The sequence below is a fragment of the Bradyrhizobium sp. 87 genome, from assembly GCF_023073015.1.
Taxonomy (GTDB): domain Bacteria; phylum Pseudomonadota; class Alphaproteobacteria; order Rhizobiales; family Xanthobacteraceae; genus Bradyrhizobium; species Bradyrhizobium canariense_D.
In genome coordinates this window covers 12533-27993 of sequence record NZ_JADPIQ010000062.1, presented here as the reverse complement: position 1 = coordinate 27993, position 15461 = coordinate 12533, and the positions used below count along the sequence as shown (strand labels likewise).

Sequence of the window (15461 nt, the reverse complement as noted above, 5' to 3'; positions counted from 1 at the left end):
CCACCGCGGCGGCCGGGCCGTGAAGCACGCTGAAGTCACTTCTTCAGCAGCTCCTTCAGATGAGCGGTAAACTCCGCAACGTTGGACTTGCTGACCACCTGGGTCGGCACGATCAGCTTGCTATCAGCCGGAATCCAGGACTTGTCGCCGTTCAGCGTCTTGATGATGTTGATGGCGGAGAGATACCCGAACTCGTACGGCTGCTGCACGACAGTGGACTCGATCGTCCCGTCGGATATTCCCCGCAGCGTGCGCTGATCCTCGTCGAAGCCGACGATCTTCACCTTGCCGGCCTTGCCAGCCGCCTTGACTGCGTCATAGATCAGCGGAGTCTCGTAGCTCCAGAGGCCGGACAAAAGCGCGATGTCGGGATATTTGACCAGCACGTTCTCCATGTTCGCCTTGGCCTTGGCGAAGTCCACCTGGTCGGTGAACACGTCGACCAGCTCGACCTTGGTGCCGGCGATCGCGTCCTTGATACCCTGCACCCGCTCGCGGGCGTTGTCCGCGTCCATCGTGCCGACGAACAGCGCGATCTTGCCACCGTTCGGCAACGCCTTCTTGATCTCCTCGCCTGCCTGGCGCCCGGCCGCGACGTTGTCGGTGCCGATATAGGCGAGACGCTTGCTCTGCGGCGCGTCGCTATCCGTCGTGATCAACACGGTCTTGGCCGCAACCTTGTTGAGCTCTTCGGTTGCGTGCGGCGCATCGTCGACCGAGATGGAGATGCCGGCGACGCCGCGCACCAGCAGGTCGTCCAGCTCGCGCCGCTGGCCCGCCGCCGTCGCTTCGTTGGTGACGATCAACTGGATGTCGTATTCCGGGTGCTCCTTCTGAGCCTTTTCGAGCCCGCGGCCGGCGATCGTCCAGAAATCGGCCGCGGCATTGGTGACCAGCGCGATGGTCTTTTTCTGCTGGGCCTGCGCCGCCCCCGTGGCGACGGCCAGCGCAGCTGCGGTCGCAAACAGCGACACCATTAGTTTCTTCAGCGATTCGTTCATGTACACCTCCCTTGGGTCACCCCCGTTCAGGGGTTTCACAGCGCTTATGCGCTATCTTTTATTTACGTCGCGAACAAATGCCGCAGGGCAAACCAGCCGGATCAGGATGTACTTGCCCCTTCTTCAAGTCTAAATAGTACAGATGGTACGATAATAGTAAATATGGCTGCTGAAAACCGAATCCGATTGTGCTTTTCCGGTCACACACGCACCCCATCCCCTCCATTAAATTTATCTGATGAATTAAAGAGGCAGCATGGTTGACCAAATTGAGCCGTCCAGACGCGTGTCAAACACCGCCCGTGAATCCAACCGCGGCCGTCTCGTCGATGTCTTGCGACGCCAAGGGCCGCTGCCGCGCGTGGCGCTCGCCCGGAGTACAGGGCTGAGCTTCCCGGCCGTTTCCGGCCTGACGTCGCGGCTGATCGCAGAAGAGCTGCTCTGTGAGACCGAGACGGCGGCAACGCCGTGGTCCGAGGACGGCGAGGAAGAAGATGCGGACGGGCTGAATGGCCGCCGCCGCGGCCGGCCGGCCGTGCTGCTGACCCTGAATCCGGAGTTCGGGCGCATCGCCGCGGTCTCCGTGCGCATGAACCTGATCGAGACGCTGATCGCGGATTTCCGGGGCTCCGGCGTCGCGCAGTCGCGACTTGCACTGTCGACGCGCGCGCTCGATGCAGGCGCGCTGCGCGATCTCGTGATTGCGCAGATCAATGCGCTGCTCGATGCGACGGCGACGCCGCGCCATCGGCTGTTGGGAATCGGGATTGCGCTGCAAGGCATCGTGAACGTCGACACCGGCACGACACTGTGGAGTCCCGCGCTGTCGATCACCGAAGTCGATCTGGCGACGCCGATACGTCAGGCGTTCGGCGTCGATGTCGTCATGGCGAACGACGCTGTCGCGGTCGCGCTCGCCCTCACGGCCGCCGAACCGGCATTGGCGCAAGGCCTCTCGGCCACGATCATGGTCGGTCACGGCATCGGGATGGGCGTCGTTGCCGATGGTGAAGCACGCTGGGGCGCCGGCAGCGAGATCGGCCATGTCAAGCTGGCGCCGGACGGGCCGCAATGCCGCTGCGGCCAGCGCGGCTGCATCGAGGCTTATCTTGCCGATTACGCGCTCTACCGCGACGCCCGCACCTTTCTCGATCTGCCGCCGGCAGACTCGCAGCAGCCATCGGAGGGACAGATGGCCCTGTTGCGCGAGCGCGCGCTGGGCGGCGATCCGCGTCTCGAGCACCTATTCCTGCAGGCGGGTCGCGCGCTCGCCGAGGCGGTCGCAGCAACGATATCCGTGCTGCGGCCGCACCATGTCATCCTGGCGGGTCCGGGCCTGATGGCATTCGACATGATGCGCCACGCCTATGAGGAGCGGCTTGAGCAGGCGGTGTTGCCATGGCTGCTCAGGTCCACGGCGATCCATCTGCGTCCAAGCGAATCGGCGGTCATTGTCGAGGGCATGGTGCGACGGACGCTGCGGGTCGTGGACCAAAACCATATGGAAGCGACCGAGTAAGCGCCGAGAGCTAAGCGCTGGCTGGGGCCGGAGGGATCGAACCTCCGAATGGCGGAATCAAAACCTGCTCGATTATATAGTGATTTCAAGGCGCATTTGGAAAAAATGGTCGAAACACGCTCCAGTAATTTCAGTAGGTTGGCTAGTGTTTCCAAATGAAAAGGGGGCAGCTAGCGATCGATCGAGCAACGCAGCTGCCCTTCAGATTCGCTTAGTCATGGCGCGCGCTATCACGCATGCAAGCGCCTTGGCGTAAGCGTCTGAAGAACCCGATAAAGCGGCTCATTAAGAGACAGCCACAGCGGTAGAACAACCAATAACGTACCGGTCGCACCCTGGGCTTAACCAGCTGAAATTGGGCATTCGTCGCACGACATGGTGCCTCATTGCACTGTCTATGGTCCGCGTGGTCGGAACGTGCATTCGCGGGGCGAAACTTGGCATCTGTTGGTGCCCTATCTCCTGAAGCTATCCTCAGAACGGTTCACGGCGCGGCCTGGCGCCTTTTTCGTTCCGATTGATCCAATCTTCAGGTACCCTATTCTATCCGCGTCGGCGGAACTGCTGAAGTTGATAGATGGCTCCACGGAGAATGGAGATGGGCCGGCTCGATAAGCAGATGGATCCCTTCCACCCTGCCGCTCATCTGACTACCGAGGATCGCGTCCCCGAGGATCTAGAGCTTGAGCAAGTCGACACGGCGTCGTTAGTTGATCCGGCCCGAGAGGAAGCCGCCTCGTCGCCCGCGCATTTTGGGTCAGGCCGGCCGGCGGCAAGCGTAACGGGCTCTACCGACTGGATGCACCGAGCACGCCGCATCTGGCGGAGCCATCTCCAGCGCGAACAACTCCCCCGGACGGCCGGACGGTCGATGGGAAACTTTGAGCGGTGGTTGATCGCATTGCTGAGCGTCGGCTTTGTCGTGGGCTGCGTTTGCGCGATCATTGTCTTCATGCAGGCCAACGCGCGCAAATTGGAGATCGCAGCACTGCAACGTGACATCATCGCGCTCAAGCTACGCGTAGCCAGGTTCGATCAGATCGCAAGCACCAATGAGATACGTGAAAAAGCAAGCAGTGAAACATCCAAGCCGCCGTCGGAGACCCGTCCTGACCAGGCTCCGCTCATCCTATCACGTGAAGAGATTCAGCTTGTCCGAGACTATATCAAGCCTGCACCAGTTGCAGGCTCCGCGACTGAGACGATCAAGGTCGGCGAACCCGTCGTGGGAGACACCGTTCCGTTTCCCTCTCCGATCACGGAGAAGGTGCGGAAACTGCTCGGCGCACGATTTACCGTTCGCAATGGCGTTGTTGTCATCGTCCGCAGCGGCAGCCGTCACGCTGATGCTGTGATTGGGCCAAATTGACGAGAACTGGCCGTGATCGCAGTATCCGGTCGATTGCTTATGGCTGGTTGTTTGGTGGTCTTTCAATGAACCGCCGGCTGCCATTGAGAAGCTCGAGGTTATTGGCGATGACCGGATTACCTGGGTCGAGCGAATAGGCCTTCTCGAATTTCCGTCGCGCTGCATTCAGATTGCCGCGCAGCATGTACGAATATCCCTGGTCATTCAGAATCTGAACGGTTTCGCCTCCCAGCCGGATCGCTTGCGAATAGGCCTGATCGGCCAGGTCGAAACGACGCAGCTTGTCGTAGCTCGCTGCGAGACCAATCCAGCCGGTGACGTCCTTGGGTGATTTCTCGACGGCGTCCTTGAAATAGCGCTGTGAGAGCCCGTAACTGCCGCGATTGTAATGCTCCAGCCCCAGCCGCACAGGCTCGTCCGACGGGTAGTACTTGACGTCGGTCGGCTCCTGCACCGGGTCCCCACCCGGTGGGTCGACGGGAGCCACGACGGCAGCCACCCTCGTGGTCTGGTCACATGCCGCAAGGCCTGGCGCCAGCCAGCAACAGGTCAGCAGTAGAATGGCACGTCGCATAATTTTTTATCCCCCGCCCGGCCCAGCGGACTCACTGCACCGCACTCAATGTCCCGTCGCTGAACTCAACTACCAAAAGCCGCTACCTGCCCCCTGCCCCGCCGACTGGCACCGATATGCCCGACGATGCTCCCGCTCCCAATCCAGTTACGTTGACATTCTGCGTGACGGGCGGGCGCTGGCCCATTAGTTTCGTCGGATCACCGTTATCGGGAAGCTGATCCACCGGCTGTTGCTGGTTGCCGTAGCGCGTCACGGCCGAGCCCACACGTCGCGCGTCATATGCGATCCGGCGATCGCCCACGTATCGCGGCCATGGGTGGATGGTATGGGTCACGGCGTTGACCTGTTTGGCATCGCCGGCGGTCATCGTGATGCTGTTGGAACGCTGAAAGTAGCGGTCCACCTCGTCATGACCGGCGACGCCGTAACATCCCCCGAGCAGGATGGGCGCAAACAGAACCAGATGCCTGATCGTCATCTCGCGCGTCCTTTAGTTTAGAGTTTTGACGACCGTCTGATCGGCACTAGCGGCCGGGACGACGATGGGGGCCCGGACTTCAGGCGCGATGATGTGGCCATACGGTCCCTTCACTTCGCCTCCGGAATTGACGTAGTCATTGTAACGCTTGCGGACTTCCATCTGACCATTGAGGAAGAAATCGACGTCGTTGGCCGGCAGGCGGGAGTCGAGCGGCGAGGCCAATTGCTGACCGGGCGCCGCCGGCGCCACCAGGCGCGGCGTCACGATGATCACCAGATCGGTTTCTTCCTGCTGGTACGATTTGCTGCTGAACAAGGCTCCCAGCACGGGCACCGAGCCGATCCAGGGCAATTGCGAAACGTCCTGACGGTTGCGGGTCTGCAGCAGGCCGGCGATCGCAAAACTCTGACCATCGCGCAGCTCAACCGTCGTGCGCGCATCGCGACGGGTCAATGCTGGAACGGTCGTGCCCTGAATCGTCACCGCATTAGCGAAGTCAAGTTCACTGACCGACGGCTCGACCCGAAGGTTGATCACGCCGCGCGAGAGCACGGTGGGGACGAAGGCCAGCTCGACGCCGAACTTCTTGTAATCGATAGTAACTGTAGGAAAGCCGTTCGACGTTTGGGTCGGTATTGGCACTGGAAACTCACCGCCGGCCAGGAAGCGGGCGGCATCGCCGGACAGCGTGGTCAGATTTGGTTCCGCCAACCGGCGTGCCAATCCTTTGGTTTCCAGCGCCGAGATCAATAAGTCTACCGAGCCCCCATTGCTCGTTCGGATGATGCTGGTCAACAAGCTTCCGAACGGCGCCGGAGCTATGCCGCCCGCGGTCCCCAAGAGCGTTCCTACCGTTCCGAGTAGCGGAAGGCTGCCAGTTGGACTAGCACCCACGTTATTACTACTCACCGTGGTTGTCGTTCTGTCCGATGGATCTGTCCCGGTGACAGTGACACGTTGAGTGCTGTTTATGCTGTTACCACCGATGGCCACTCGCCGTGTGCCCCCAGGCACCACCCCGCCACGTCCCGTGTTCCCGACGTTGGTCCCATTTGCGTTCGCCGCGTACAGGTTTACGCCGATGTCCCGCCCGGCATCCCGGGTGACCTCGAGAAAGCGCACCTCAAGCATCACCTGTTGCGGAGCCGCGACGCTCATGGCATTGACGACGACGCCCCCTTTCGCGACCGTGCTGGTGGCGATCGCCATGGCCCGCTCGGCCGTAACTGCGTCGGCCGCGACCCCGCTGAGCACCACCTGGCCCTCGGAAGCCGACACGCGGATACCTTGCCCGCCGGTGCTGGTCCGGATGTTCTGCTGCAGATTGCCGGTATCGATCACGACCTCGACGTCGAGAATCCCGATCTGCTTCATCGAGCTGTCGAACAGGATGACGTTGGTAGTGCCGGTCTGCTTGCCCTGCACGTAGATGAGGTGATCGCTCAGCGACTTCACGTCGACGATGTCAGACGAGCCCGCCACGATCGTCGCAAAGGCCGTGTCGACCTTGAAGGTACGTGACTTGTTGAGGACGAGCTTGACCCGCTGGACGTCGTTCATCTCGCTGACTATGACGCCGCCGGAGGAGCCCCGCCGGTCTGCAGCCGCCGCGCGGTCAGTGAGCCCAGACGAGGCGAGCGCCGCGCCCAGACCCATCACGCCGAAGGCGAGAAGCCTCCCGACCTTGTTACCCGAAACGCCATCGCCACTCATCCGAGTCCCCCCACTGCGATCCACGGAGATCCCCGCAAATCTACGTGCTCGACGTCCTCAACATTTCCCCTCTGCGCACCACGTCGCAGAGCTTACAATCTGTCCCATTACAATTCGTTACGTCGTGTCTCCAAGATCATCCTCCCTGATGCAGGCAGCTTGCAAGACGAGATACTTACCGCACCGCCGCAAGGAGAAAGAAAACGCTTCAATGTTGCCAGCGCGCATCATTCCCACTGGCTGTGGGGAACTATCCCGCAGCACGAGTGCAATTGGCGCGCGCTTGCGTCGCGGCTTTGCTATCGAAGGACATTCGGTCGCACGCTCGGAGATTCGCTTGGCCGAGTGCAAATCACTCAGGTGAAATTCCGCACCCGCGCGTTTGGCCAAACTCGACCAACTTCTTGATCCCCGATCGAAAAGCGGATGCCCGAACGGCGCGGCCACGAGGCGCTGCCGAGCGAAACATGTCAGGCGTGCTGCCATATTCGCCGCTAGAAGGGAATCTGGTTGGAGGCGCTCGGCGCATTGAGCGCTGTGCCCCATATGGGCATCAGCATCGTAAAGCTTGCCTGGGAAGCTGTAACACTCAAGCTGTTGCTGTTGGCCCCCACGGTCAGCGTTGGCGTGAGACCTCCAAAAAACAGGAACGGTGCCGCGTTCTGCTTGGCCGCGGCTGACAGGGGATCCCCGGTGCAGCCGGCCGGCGACTGCGGCGGGGTTTGAAGCAAGGCAGGCGTATAGCAGCTGATCATGACCGCACGGGCGCCAGCACTCGCGAGCGTCCGCAAGGATTGCATCGTGATAGCATAGCGCCCAAGATCGAATATGACGAACATCAATGTGAAAAGCGCCACGGCCACCATGATAAATTCAAACGGCGCGACACCGCGATTGTCGAGCTTTCTCATCATTGCACCAAAGCGACAACTTGGGTGTAAATGATGGTGGCCGGAGCACAGCCTTGCGTGCTGAGGTAGCCGCCACCGCTCATGTCGATCGTTTTCGCAATCACTTGCGAACAGGTCGTATTTGCGCTGGCAGTCGTACCGTTCCACGTAACATCGGCCTTGGGGAAGTAGATCGCGCCACCTAATGCAACAGTGCCACCACCGTTAATCTTGACGGCACTGCTACTTTGATCGTCAATCAAAACGCCATTCAGATCGGGATAGGTCGCGTTGCTTAAGTTCGCGGACAGGTTGACGGTACCACCATTGATTGAGAGACTGGAATTTCCGAGCAGCACGATGTTAACGTTCGTGCCAGTGACAGTTCCGCCAGTAATTTTGATCGTCGCGTTGTAGAAGAAGTAAGTTCCTTGCGAAAAATTTACTGCATTCCCGTTTGTGCATGTCAGATCACCGTACAGGTTGGTGCTGTTATTCGGCACCAACGTGCCGCTGCACGTTTGTTTCGTTGTCTTGCCAGACCAGGAGTTGAATGCCTGCGTGTCTAGCTTCGCTAGTGGGTTACTGGCGTATGTCATAAAATAGTTGTGCGGCACGCTAACATTGCTGCAGCTGCCTGAGGGGGTGCAGCCCCTTACACCATAAACCGCCCATCCCGAGCCGGTGAACGTGGGAGTGCTGGCGAGTTTAACATTGGTATCCGACATCAGCGCGCAGCCAGTTCCGTTGTTGCTGAGGTTGCCAGCAAGCTTAAGCGCGTCTGAGTCAGGTCCAAGCGCCAGCACGCAGGCCTTGGTCGGCTGCTGGACCATTGCAATGGCTTGGGCGGGGATGTTGACGGTGGTCAAGCCCAGCACTGCCGCCAGGTACGCCGGTTGTTGCTGGCTGACTCTGGCGCGCACAGCGTTGCCCGTGCCCGCAACGGGCGTTGTAAACGTGCCCGCATTGTAGTTGCCGATATCGATCTGCACGACCCGCGAGGTTCTCGTCGGAAGGCTCGTCGGACAATTCCTGCCCGGATAGGCGGTAGCGTCATTGGGACTGTAGTTGCAAAACCCATTCTGGGCCGCGAATTCCTTGCCCCGATAATCCACTGACTGCGTCTCGCAGGCCGCACCCGCCATTGTACATGAAAGCCGCAATGCGCCGGAATAGGCCGCTGAGTCGGCGGCGTTCTGCGCGTGCTGGCGGGTGACGTACCACGATCCAGCCTCGGCCCCGAGCGCGACCACTCCGATCAGTGGCACGAGAGCGATGACTGTTGCGAATGCGACGGAGCCTCGTTGGGAATGGAGTAGATCACGCATGGAAACACCCTACTGGAAGCGTTCTGAGTGACGCAGCGTGTACGTGCAGGTGGTGGGACACAGCAGCGAACCCACAAAAGGCGGGCGTGCCCCAAGCGGAGCCAAAGTGATGGTTGTCGAAAATGTAATGTACTTCGGAGAAGCAAGATTGCTCGGCGAACAGGTGGCCCCTGCGTCGCCGCACAAAACCTGAAGGTTGCTGATCGCATGACCTGCGACTGTGGTCTGTAGCCCTGTCCTCCAGCTCACCGTGCCGTCAGGGGCGAGCGGATTAGCGTACTGCACATACTGCCCGAAGGAGCGCAATGCGCTCCATGCGGAGATAAACTGGAAGCCCGCGGCGGCTAAGTCGGCGAGCGGCACAAGCAGGAACGACACCAAGAAAATGTAGACGATCATGGTCTCAAGTGCGACGGCGCCGCGTTGATCCACGACCAAAGACTTCTTGCGGCTCATGAGTTGACCTCCACCGATAGTCACCCATCCGGTCATCGACCGGAACAGCACTCACCAAACGTAAGGGACCACTCTCCAGCGCGATACTTCGTAACCGGAATATTCCGGGCAGTTGCGACGAAGCAGGTCCTCTTCGTAATAAATGCGGCAAACCTGAACGCCGATATGCAAGACGAGCAAGGCCGCTGTCAGCGGCGTCGGGCTTCTCAGCACCACGCCCAACACGGCGATTTCCTCCGCAAGGTAGAGCGGGTGCTTGATCCACCGATACGGGCCCGTTTGCACCACGTTGCGCGCCTGTGGCACCAGACTGAACGACCTGCCAAGATGTCGGATGGTGACCAGCATCATGATCATGCCGATCAACACGCACGCGGTGGACGCCAGGTTTGGTAACGCCTTGTCGGTTTCGCCGAAGAAGGCGATCGTCCACGGCATGTAGGTACCGACGAACGCCGCTATCCTTGGCAGACGGCCGTTCGCTTGCGCCTTCGCCGGAGGCCGCGTGATGATCAACAGCGCCAGGAGCACGTAGAAGACAGCGAGGCAAACACTCGACAGGAGCGACGGCCAGGGATCATGAGCCGACGATCCGATCTTGATGGCGACGCCAAGCGCCAGCAACATGAACCACATGCCGCCGAACAGTTGCATCGTCCGATCGTAAGAGGAGGTTTTCGACAGGGCAATCGTGCTCATGGCTACTTACCGAAGCTGGCGAACGAACGCACGAGGTGCAGAATGGGACTTCCTCCCAAAATGACGAACATGGCTGGAAGCAGGAACAACACCATCGGAATAGTCAGCTTGGCGCCCAACTTGTGTGCTCTTTCTTCAAGCTTGGTAATACGTTCGCGCCGGAGGTCGACAGCGACACTCCGCAGAGCCTGGCCCACCGGCGTTCCGTATTGCAGGCTTTGGGCGACCATGAGTCCGAACCGGCGGAGCCCATCCGACGTAGATCCCAGTTTATCGAATGCGTCGCTGCGCCTTGGCAGGATTCGGAGATCATCAAGAAGGCCGCTCATGACCCGGGCTATAGCAGGATTGGTTTCATGCATTTCTTGCGCTACGCGTGCCAGCCCGCTTTCCAGGCCCATTCCCGATTCGCTGCACACAACCAGCAAATCGATCATATCCGGCGTGCCCAGTCGAATGGCGGCATCAAACCGCCGCTTCAGCACCGCCAGTATCAATCGCGGCGCTAAAATGCCGATCGCCACGCCAATAAGTGTGAAGACCAGCACATCCAGCAGTGCCTTCCCGAAAAGCTGAGCGACACACCCGGCGATGATCGGGCAGAGGGCCATGCTGACGGCTTTGACACCGATCCAGGTCGGCAAGGCTCGATGATGATTGAAACCTGATGATTGAAGGATGGTTCGTAGCTGATCCAGATTTTCCTCAGCATAGAAGCGACGATACCGCATGCCGAGTGACGAAAACCAACCGGTCACATCCTGGAAGGGGGCAGACTGGCCAGCAACGCCCATCACAGCGTTCGACACCCGGGCGTCCAATGTACGAACGTGTATTTCGCGGATAATCAACATGCAGGACGCAGTCCCAGCCACGACTGCGAGGGCCACCAGACTGAGACCAGAGGTCATAGTGCTGTTTCCCTTCTGACCATCCAACTTATCACCAGGGCTCCAACAAGCACCGAAACGACTGCGTAGACCAGCAGCTTGTTTCCGACCGGATCGGTGAACAACAGATCGACGGTTTGCGGATTGGCTGCGTATAGGACCCCACCTGCAATCAATGGCGAGACCGTCAGCGCTCGTGAGGAAAAGATCACCTCTCCCGCCAGTGCCTTGGCGCGAGCAGCCAGCGCAACACGTTGCCTGACAGTGTCTCCCAGGTTCTGCAAGGTCTCGGCCAGGCTGCCACCGGACTTCATCTGAACGGCAAGTGTCACCGCAAAGATCGCATACTCCGCCACCTGAGTTCGCCGATAGACAGCCTGGACAGCTTCCTCTGGAGGTCTACCCAGATTCACTTCGCTGCATACGATGGCAAACTGCCCAGCCGTTGGCTGCGGCATATCGCGCGCGAGGGCACGAAATGCCTCGTGCACAGGCAGGCCTGATCGCACGGTACTTGTCACCAGCTGGATCGCGTCAGGCAGCTGTCGAAAAAGCTGAAGAGCGAACCGACGTTTCTGCCATCCGAACAGGCCTCGTATCACAATAATGGCCGTGATTGCGGCGACAATGGACACGTAGACCAGGGAATATCCCAGCTGGCTGTTCGCATAAAGGATCGCTGCTGCTCCGAATGCACCGGCGAGCAGCACATAGGCCGGATGCAACACGTAAGGTATATCGGGATTGAAATTGGACAGCCGATTGAGAAACTGAGCCTGGGACCCGGTCTCCAAGCGGCGAATGGATGGTAAGTTAGCCGGATGCGACGTTGGCAGAGCAATCGCCAACTGGCGATTGATGCGTCTTTCCCGAGCGTCGAGCCACAACGAGATGGCTCCTGCACACATCGCGAGGGCCAGAACAGTGACGATCACGGACTCCAGCATCATACTTGCCTCATGGCTTCGGCCCAAGCACCATCTAGCCCGAAATAGACAAGACGGCTCTTGAACTTCGGAGTTGCAAGGTTGGACTTATAGCTGCCTGATATCCGCCCGTTCACATCCTCCTCTTGATACTCGAAGGCTGCGATGTCATTGGTGGTGATCACCTCCCCTTCAAGGCCGATCACCTCGCTGATCTGAATGATGCGGCGCTGCCCGTCCCGCATGCGTTCGACCTGCACAATGAGATCCAGCGCAGCGACGATCTGACTTCGAATGGCGCGCGACGGTAGATTGACCTGTCCCATCTGCACCATGTTTTCGATGCGGGTCAGGGCATCCCGGGTACTATTCGCGTGTACCGTGGAGATCGAACCATCATGGCCGGTGTTCATCGCCTGCAGCATGTCGAATGCTTCGGCACTGCGCACCTCACCAACGACGATCCGGTCGGGACGCATGCGCAGGGCATTCACCAGCAGATCGCGCTGTGTCACCTGCCCTGTGCCCTCGAGGCTGGGAGGCCGGGTCTCCAGGCTGATCACGTGCGGCTGCTGAAGCTGCAACTCCGCCGCGTCCTCGATCGTGACAATGCGTTCGGTGTGATCGATGAACTGGCTCATAGCGTTCAGGAGCGTCGTCTTGCCGGATCCGGTACCGCCGGAGACCAGAACATTGAGCCGCGAGCGGGCGGCGATCTCCAGCAAACGTCCGATGGCCGCGGTCATTGAGCCGTTTTCAATCAATCCGGTTATGTCCAAACGGCGGCTTGGAAATTTTCGGATGGAAATGCACGGACTATGGACCGCCAGCGGCGGGAGGATGATGTTGACCCGGCTGCCATCCAGCAGGCGACAATCGACCATCGGACTGGACTCGTCGACGCGCCGACCAACCTGCGCGGCAATCTTCTGAGCGACGGAAGCAATGTGACCATTGTCCCGGAATCGCACCGCAACTCGTTCCAGCTTGCCGTTTCGCTCCACGTAGACATTACTCGGACCGTTCACCATGATATCGTTGATCGATTGGTCCAGTAGTAGCGGACGGAGCGGCCCGTAGCCCGTCATGTCGTCGGCAATTTCGTCTGCGAGCTGCAGCTGCTCACGGCCCGACAGCTCGAGCCGTTCCTGATTGGCAATTTGATGGATGATCTCCTCAATCTGCCGCCGGAGAACTTCCCGCGAGACGGTTGCGGCCACCGATGGCTCGATCTGCTCAATTACCCGTTCGCGCAGCGAAGGCGGGATTATGGGTTGGTCGATCGGCGGTTCGTCGCGCCTTGGCGCGGGCGACGGCACGCTCGGTGCGGATGCAGCCGTGCTGAGCGGCGGCAAAGGCAAGCCCATCGCAGATGCAGGGAGGCTTGTCGCCAATGAAGATATGTGAACTGGTGCGTCGTCTTCACGCCTACCAAACTTTTTCATCGCAGATGTGCTGTGAGCACCCTCCTCCACCAGCCACTCCGCTCAGCAGCGACACCGCTGATCTCCCGTACGATCGGTGCCAGGTGGCGCCGCAATTTTCTGACGTGCTTCAGAGCTGGAATGCCCAGATTGAGCGCCTCGGTCATGCCCTTGCCGAGATCGGGAATGACGATGTCGGGCTCTGCACCCAACGCCTTGACGACCGCCGCCCTCGGCAGGCCCCCGGGACGACCGGCCCGGTTGAGCAAGGTAAAGACCCGGTCCTTGCCCGCGATGTTGATCACGGCGGCGCGTAGCGCATGGGCATTGCGAAGTCCGGTCACCTCGGATTCGAGCAGCACCATCACATGACGGGAAAGTTTAATCACGGGATAGATCGACGGCGGAAACGGGACGGGTACATCCACGACGATGTAGTTGAACCGTTGACGCAGCAGACCCAGCACGTGTCGTATGCCAGCTTCCGTAATTTCGAGCTGCGCATCGAGGTCCTCGTCGGCCGAGACCAAGCAAACCCTTTCGTTGACTTCGATTGCCGCGCGCTCGAGGAAGAGTGTGTCCGCCCGCATCGGATTTTCCAGAGCGATGCGCAGCCCCGGCCCGGGACGAACACCCAGCATCACGGCGGCCTCGCCGCCCTGCAAATGAAGATCAAGCAGCGCCACTTTGGCCTTGGTTGTCTCGGCGAGTTGCAGCGCCAGATTGATCGCGATGCTCGTGGCGCCGGCGCCGCCCTGCGCCCCGCAGATCGAGACCACGTGCCCGCCACGATCGATGTGGTTGGCTGCCACGTCGCCGAGCAGCTTGGGGCGCAGCTTGTCCAGCACCATATCGCGCGTGAGCGGCCGCGGCAGATACTCCGTCAAGCCGAGCTCCAGGAGCTCGCGGTAGAAGGTAATCTCCCTGTTATCGCCGATCACGGCTACTCGGACATCGGGTGGACAGACGCCGGACAGCCTTTCCAGTTCAGTAAAAGGATCATCGATGCCACTGATGTCTGCCACCAGCGCAAACAGGTCGGTGTCGGTTTCAAGCATCCGTATGGCATTGCGGATCGTGCCGCGCCTGATCGAGAGGTTGGCGCCTTCGAGCCCCTTGCGCAACGCCGCAGCGCTGAGCTCATCATTTACGAAACCGACGATGCGGTTACGCGTGACGATTGAGGTCGATTCTTCAGGCGGAGTGGCTATGGCAATGTTCATCAGCGTTTCTCCGACAACCTGTTATCGTAACCCACCGCCGTTGCAGTCGGGCCTACGGCATCCGATGCACCGTCGCAGCTGACGAGAGCGTCTTCCACTTGCTTTCTGACCGTGTATTGCTTGACCTCACCGCCTGAATGAACGACTACTGCCGTTCTCTGTGCAGAAATTGCATACTGGCGGGCAAGTTCAGGCGACACATCACAGCTCGACATCGCGCCGGTGTCTGCCTTGTCCCACTGATCGACTGCTGCGCGTACGGCCAAGGAGAGCGTCCCGAGCTGCTTTGCGACGGTGACTTTCTTGACCTGGACTTGCGTAAGCTCCAGTGAAACAGTCTGCGTTTGCTTACCTGCCATCCCGCTAATGGGTCGCGCGCCCTGCACGATCTCCTGATCAATCGCGATGACTCGAACATTGCGCAGAACGGTTTCGCTCAGGGCGCGACGCGCGGTATCGACTTTCTCGAAAACCTGGGTCAACACGACGTCCACGTGATCGCCCGGCCTGATGAGGCCCGAGACACCGGCCTCCTCGTCAACCTTGATGCTGATGGCACGGCTGTCTGGCGCCAGGATACTGGCGAGGAAACCGCGGTCTCGCGGACGCAGGATATCCTGCAATGTAATGAAACTGCCCGCTTCGACGAAGTTGCGGATGAGTGAACCCGGAAGTCCGGACTTGGACTCGGGGGTTTCAAGGATAGCTCCCTGGGGAACGCGCTCCGGCGGCACCGCGCGCACGGCGAAATCCTCTTCGCGGGCCAACGTCCCCCTCGGCAACGGCCGTACCGCGATAAAGTATCCGGCCGTCGCCGGCGCCGCCGGCGCGAGGGTCGTCGCTGTCACCTGTACCGGGACCGGAGGCGTGGCCTTCGGCAGGTTCATGCTATAGGCAATCAGTCCGAACGCTGTGGTTGCAAGCAAAAGCACCACGATGATCGACAGACGCAGCGCGGATGACAT

At 60.1% G+C, this 15461-nt stretch carries 15 protein-coding genes; 2 read left to right on the top strand and 13 right to left on the bottom strand.

Features of this window, described 5'->3' with window-relative positions; translation table 11 throughout:
- Window positions 1–35 precede the first annotated feature (35 nt).
- Entirely contained in the window at window positions 36–1001 is a 966-nt protein-coding gene (locus IVB50_RS15590) for a sugar-binding protein (protein ID WP_247296306.1), read from the bottom strand.
- A gap of 256 nt (window positions 1002–1257) precedes the next feature.
- Between IVB50_RS15590 and IVB50_RS15585 the strand changes: the two genes are divergently transcribed.
- Entirely contained in the window at window positions 1258–2520 is a 1263-nt protein-coding gene (locus tag IVB50_RS15585; RefSeq protein ID WP_204510522.1) for an ROK family protein, read from the top strand.
- A 598-nt stretch (window positions 2521–3118) separates the two neighbouring features.
- Window positions 3119–3889: a hypothetical protein gene (locus IVB50_RS15580; RefSeq protein ID WP_247296304.1), complete on the top strand. Its 771-nt coding sequence runs from the start codon at window positions 3119–3121 to the stop codon at window positions 3887–3889.
- A 37-nt stretch (window positions 3890–3926) separates the two neighbouring features.
- Here IVB50_RS15580 and IVB50_RS15575 read toward each other — a convergent pair whose 3' ends face one another.
- The 12 genes from IVB50_RS15575 to cpaB form a co-directional block, all read right to left on the bottom strand.
- A complete protein-coding gene (locus IVB50_RS15575) occupies window positions 3927–4376 on the bottom strand; it encodes a tetratricopeptide repeat protein (RefSeq protein ID WP_247296302.1) in 450 nt (149 codons plus the stop codon).
- 169 nt (window positions 4377–4545) lie between these two features.
- On the bottom strand, window positions 4546–4944 hold the full coding sequence (locus IVB50_RS15570) for a hypothetical protein (protein ID WP_018458253.1): 399 nt from the start codon (window positions 4942–4944) through the stop codon (window positions 4546–4548).
- A 12-nt stretch (window positions 4945–4956) separates the two neighbouring features.
- On the bottom strand, window positions 4957–6660 hold the full coding sequence (locus IVB50_RS15565) for a type II and III secretion system protein family protein (protein ID WP_247296301.1): 1704 nt from the start codon (window positions 6658–6660) through the stop codon (window positions 4957–4959).
- Window positions 6661–7154: 494 nt separating this feature from the next.
- Window positions 7155–7574 carry a TadE family protein gene (locus tag IVB50_RS15560; protein WP_345946552.1) on the bottom strand — a complete coding sequence of 140 codons (420 nt, stop codon included), beginning with the start codon at window positions 7572–7574 and terminating at the stop codon, window positions 7155–7157.
- A complete protein-coding gene (locus IVB50_RS15555) occupies window positions 7571–8878 on the bottom strand; it encodes a TadG family pilus assembly protein (RefSeq protein WP_085352044.1) in 1308 nt (435 codons plus the stop codon). Before IVB50_RS15555 ends, IVB50_RS15560 begins: the two co-directional genes overlap by 4 nt.
- Before the next feature lie 9 nt (window positions 8879–8887).
- The gene (locus IVB50_RS15550) at window positions 8888–9334 is read right to left on the bottom strand and encodes a hypothetical protein (protein ID WP_247296297.1); all 447 of its coding nucleotides are present in this window, start codon (window positions 9332–9334) and stop codon (window positions 8888–8890) included.
- 51 nt (window positions 9335–9385) lie between these two features.
- Window positions 9386–10033 carry a methyltransferase gene (locus tag IVB50_RS15545; RefSeq protein WP_247296295.1) on the bottom strand — a complete coding sequence of 216 codons (648 nt, stop codon included), beginning with the start codon at window positions 10031–10033 and terminating at the stop codon, window positions 9386–9388.
- 2 nt (window positions 10034–10035) lie between these two features.
- On the bottom strand, window positions 10036–10944 hold the full coding sequence (locus tag IVB50_RS15540; RefSeq protein ID WP_018458247.1) for a type II secretion system F family protein: 909 nt from the start codon (window positions 10942–10944) through the stop codon (window positions 10036–10038).
- On the bottom strand, window positions 10941–11873 hold the full coding sequence (locus IVB50_RS15535; RefSeq protein ID WP_166517753.1) for a type II secretion system F family protein: 933 nt from the start codon (window positions 11871–11873) through the stop codon (window positions 10941–10943). The genes IVB50_RS15540 and IVB50_RS15535 overlap by 4 nt, the downstream gene beginning before the upstream one ends.
- Complete coding sequence (locus tag IVB50_RS15530; RefSeq protein ID WP_247296293.1) at window positions 11870–13294, bottom strand: CpaF family protein; 1425 nt, start codon at window positions 13292–13294, stop codon at window positions 11870–11872. The genes IVB50_RS15535 and IVB50_RS15530 overlap by 4 nt, the downstream gene beginning before the upstream one ends.
- A complete protein-coding gene (locus tag IVB50_RS15525; protein WP_018458243.1) occupies window positions 13291–14496 on the bottom strand; it encodes a Flp pilus assembly protein, ATPase CpaE in 1206 nt (401 codons plus the stop codon). The genes IVB50_RS15530 and IVB50_RS15525 overlap by 4 nt, the downstream gene beginning before the upstream one ends.
- Complete coding sequence (cpaB, locus tag IVB50_RS15520) at window positions 14496–15461, bottom strand: Flp pilus assembly protein CpaB (protein ID WP_247296291.1); 966 nt, start codon at window positions 15459–15461, stop codon at window positions 14496–14498. Before cpaB ends, IVB50_RS15525 begins: the two co-directional genes overlap by 1 nt.

Bases quoted from the DNA above. Each gene is read 5' to 3' on its own strand.
- IVB50_RS15590 (WP_247296306.1), bottom strand. From the start codon at position 1,001: ATGAACGAATCGCTGAAGAAACTAATGGTGTCGCTGTTTGCGACCGCA.
- IVB50_RS15585 (WP_204510522.1), top strand. From the start codon at position 1,258: ATGGTTGACCAAATTGAGCCGTCCAGACGCGTGTCAAACACCGCCCGT.
- IVB50_RS15580 (WP_247296304.1), top strand. From the start codon at position 3,119: ATGGGCCGGCTCGATAAGCAGATGGATCCCTTCCACCCTGCCGCTCAT.
- IVB50_RS15570 (WP_018458253.1), bottom strand. From the start codon at position 4,944: ATGACGATCAGGCATCTGGTTCTGTTTGCGCCCATCCTGCTCGGGGGA.
- IVB50_RS15565 (WP_247296301.1), bottom strand. From the start codon at position 6,660: ATGAGTGGCGATGGCGTTTCGGGTAACAAGGTCGGGAGGCTTCTCGCC.
- IVB50_RS15560 (WP_345946552.1), bottom strand. From the start codon at position 7,574: ATGATGAGAAAGCTCGACAATCGCGGTGTCGCGCCGTTTGAATTTATC.
- IVB50_RS15555 (WP_085352044.1), bottom strand. From the start codon at position 8,878: ATGCGTGATCTACTCCATTCCCAACGAGGCTCCGTCGCATTCGCAACA.
- IVB50_RS15550 (WP_247296297.1), bottom strand. From the start codon at position 9,334: ATGAGCCGCAAGAAGTCTTTGGTCGTGGATCAACGCGGCGCCGTCGCA.
- IVB50_RS15545 (WP_247296295.1), bottom strand. From the start codon at position 10,033: ATGAGCACGATTGCCCTGTCGAAAACCTCCTCTTACGATCGGACGATG.
- IVB50_RS15540 (WP_018458247.1), bottom strand. From the start codon at position 10,944: ATGACCTCTGGTCTCAGTCTGGTGGCCCTCGCAGTCGTGGCTGGGACT.
- IVB50_RS15535 (WP_166517753.1), bottom strand. From the start codon at position 11,873: ATGATGCTGGAGTCCGTGATCGTCACTGTTCTGGCCCTCGCGATGTGT.
- IVB50_RS15530 (WP_247296293.1), bottom strand. From the start codon at position 13,294: ATGAAAAAGTTTGGTAGGCGTGAAGACGACGCACCAGTTCACATATCT.
- IVB50_RS15525 (WP_018458243.1), bottom strand. From the start codon at position 14,496: ATGAACATTGCCATAGCCACTCCGCCTGAAGAATCGACCTCAATCGTC.
- cpaB (WP_247296291.1), bottom strand. From the start codon at position 15,461: ATGTCATCCGCGCTGCGTCTGTCGATCATCGTGGTGCTTTTGCTTGCA.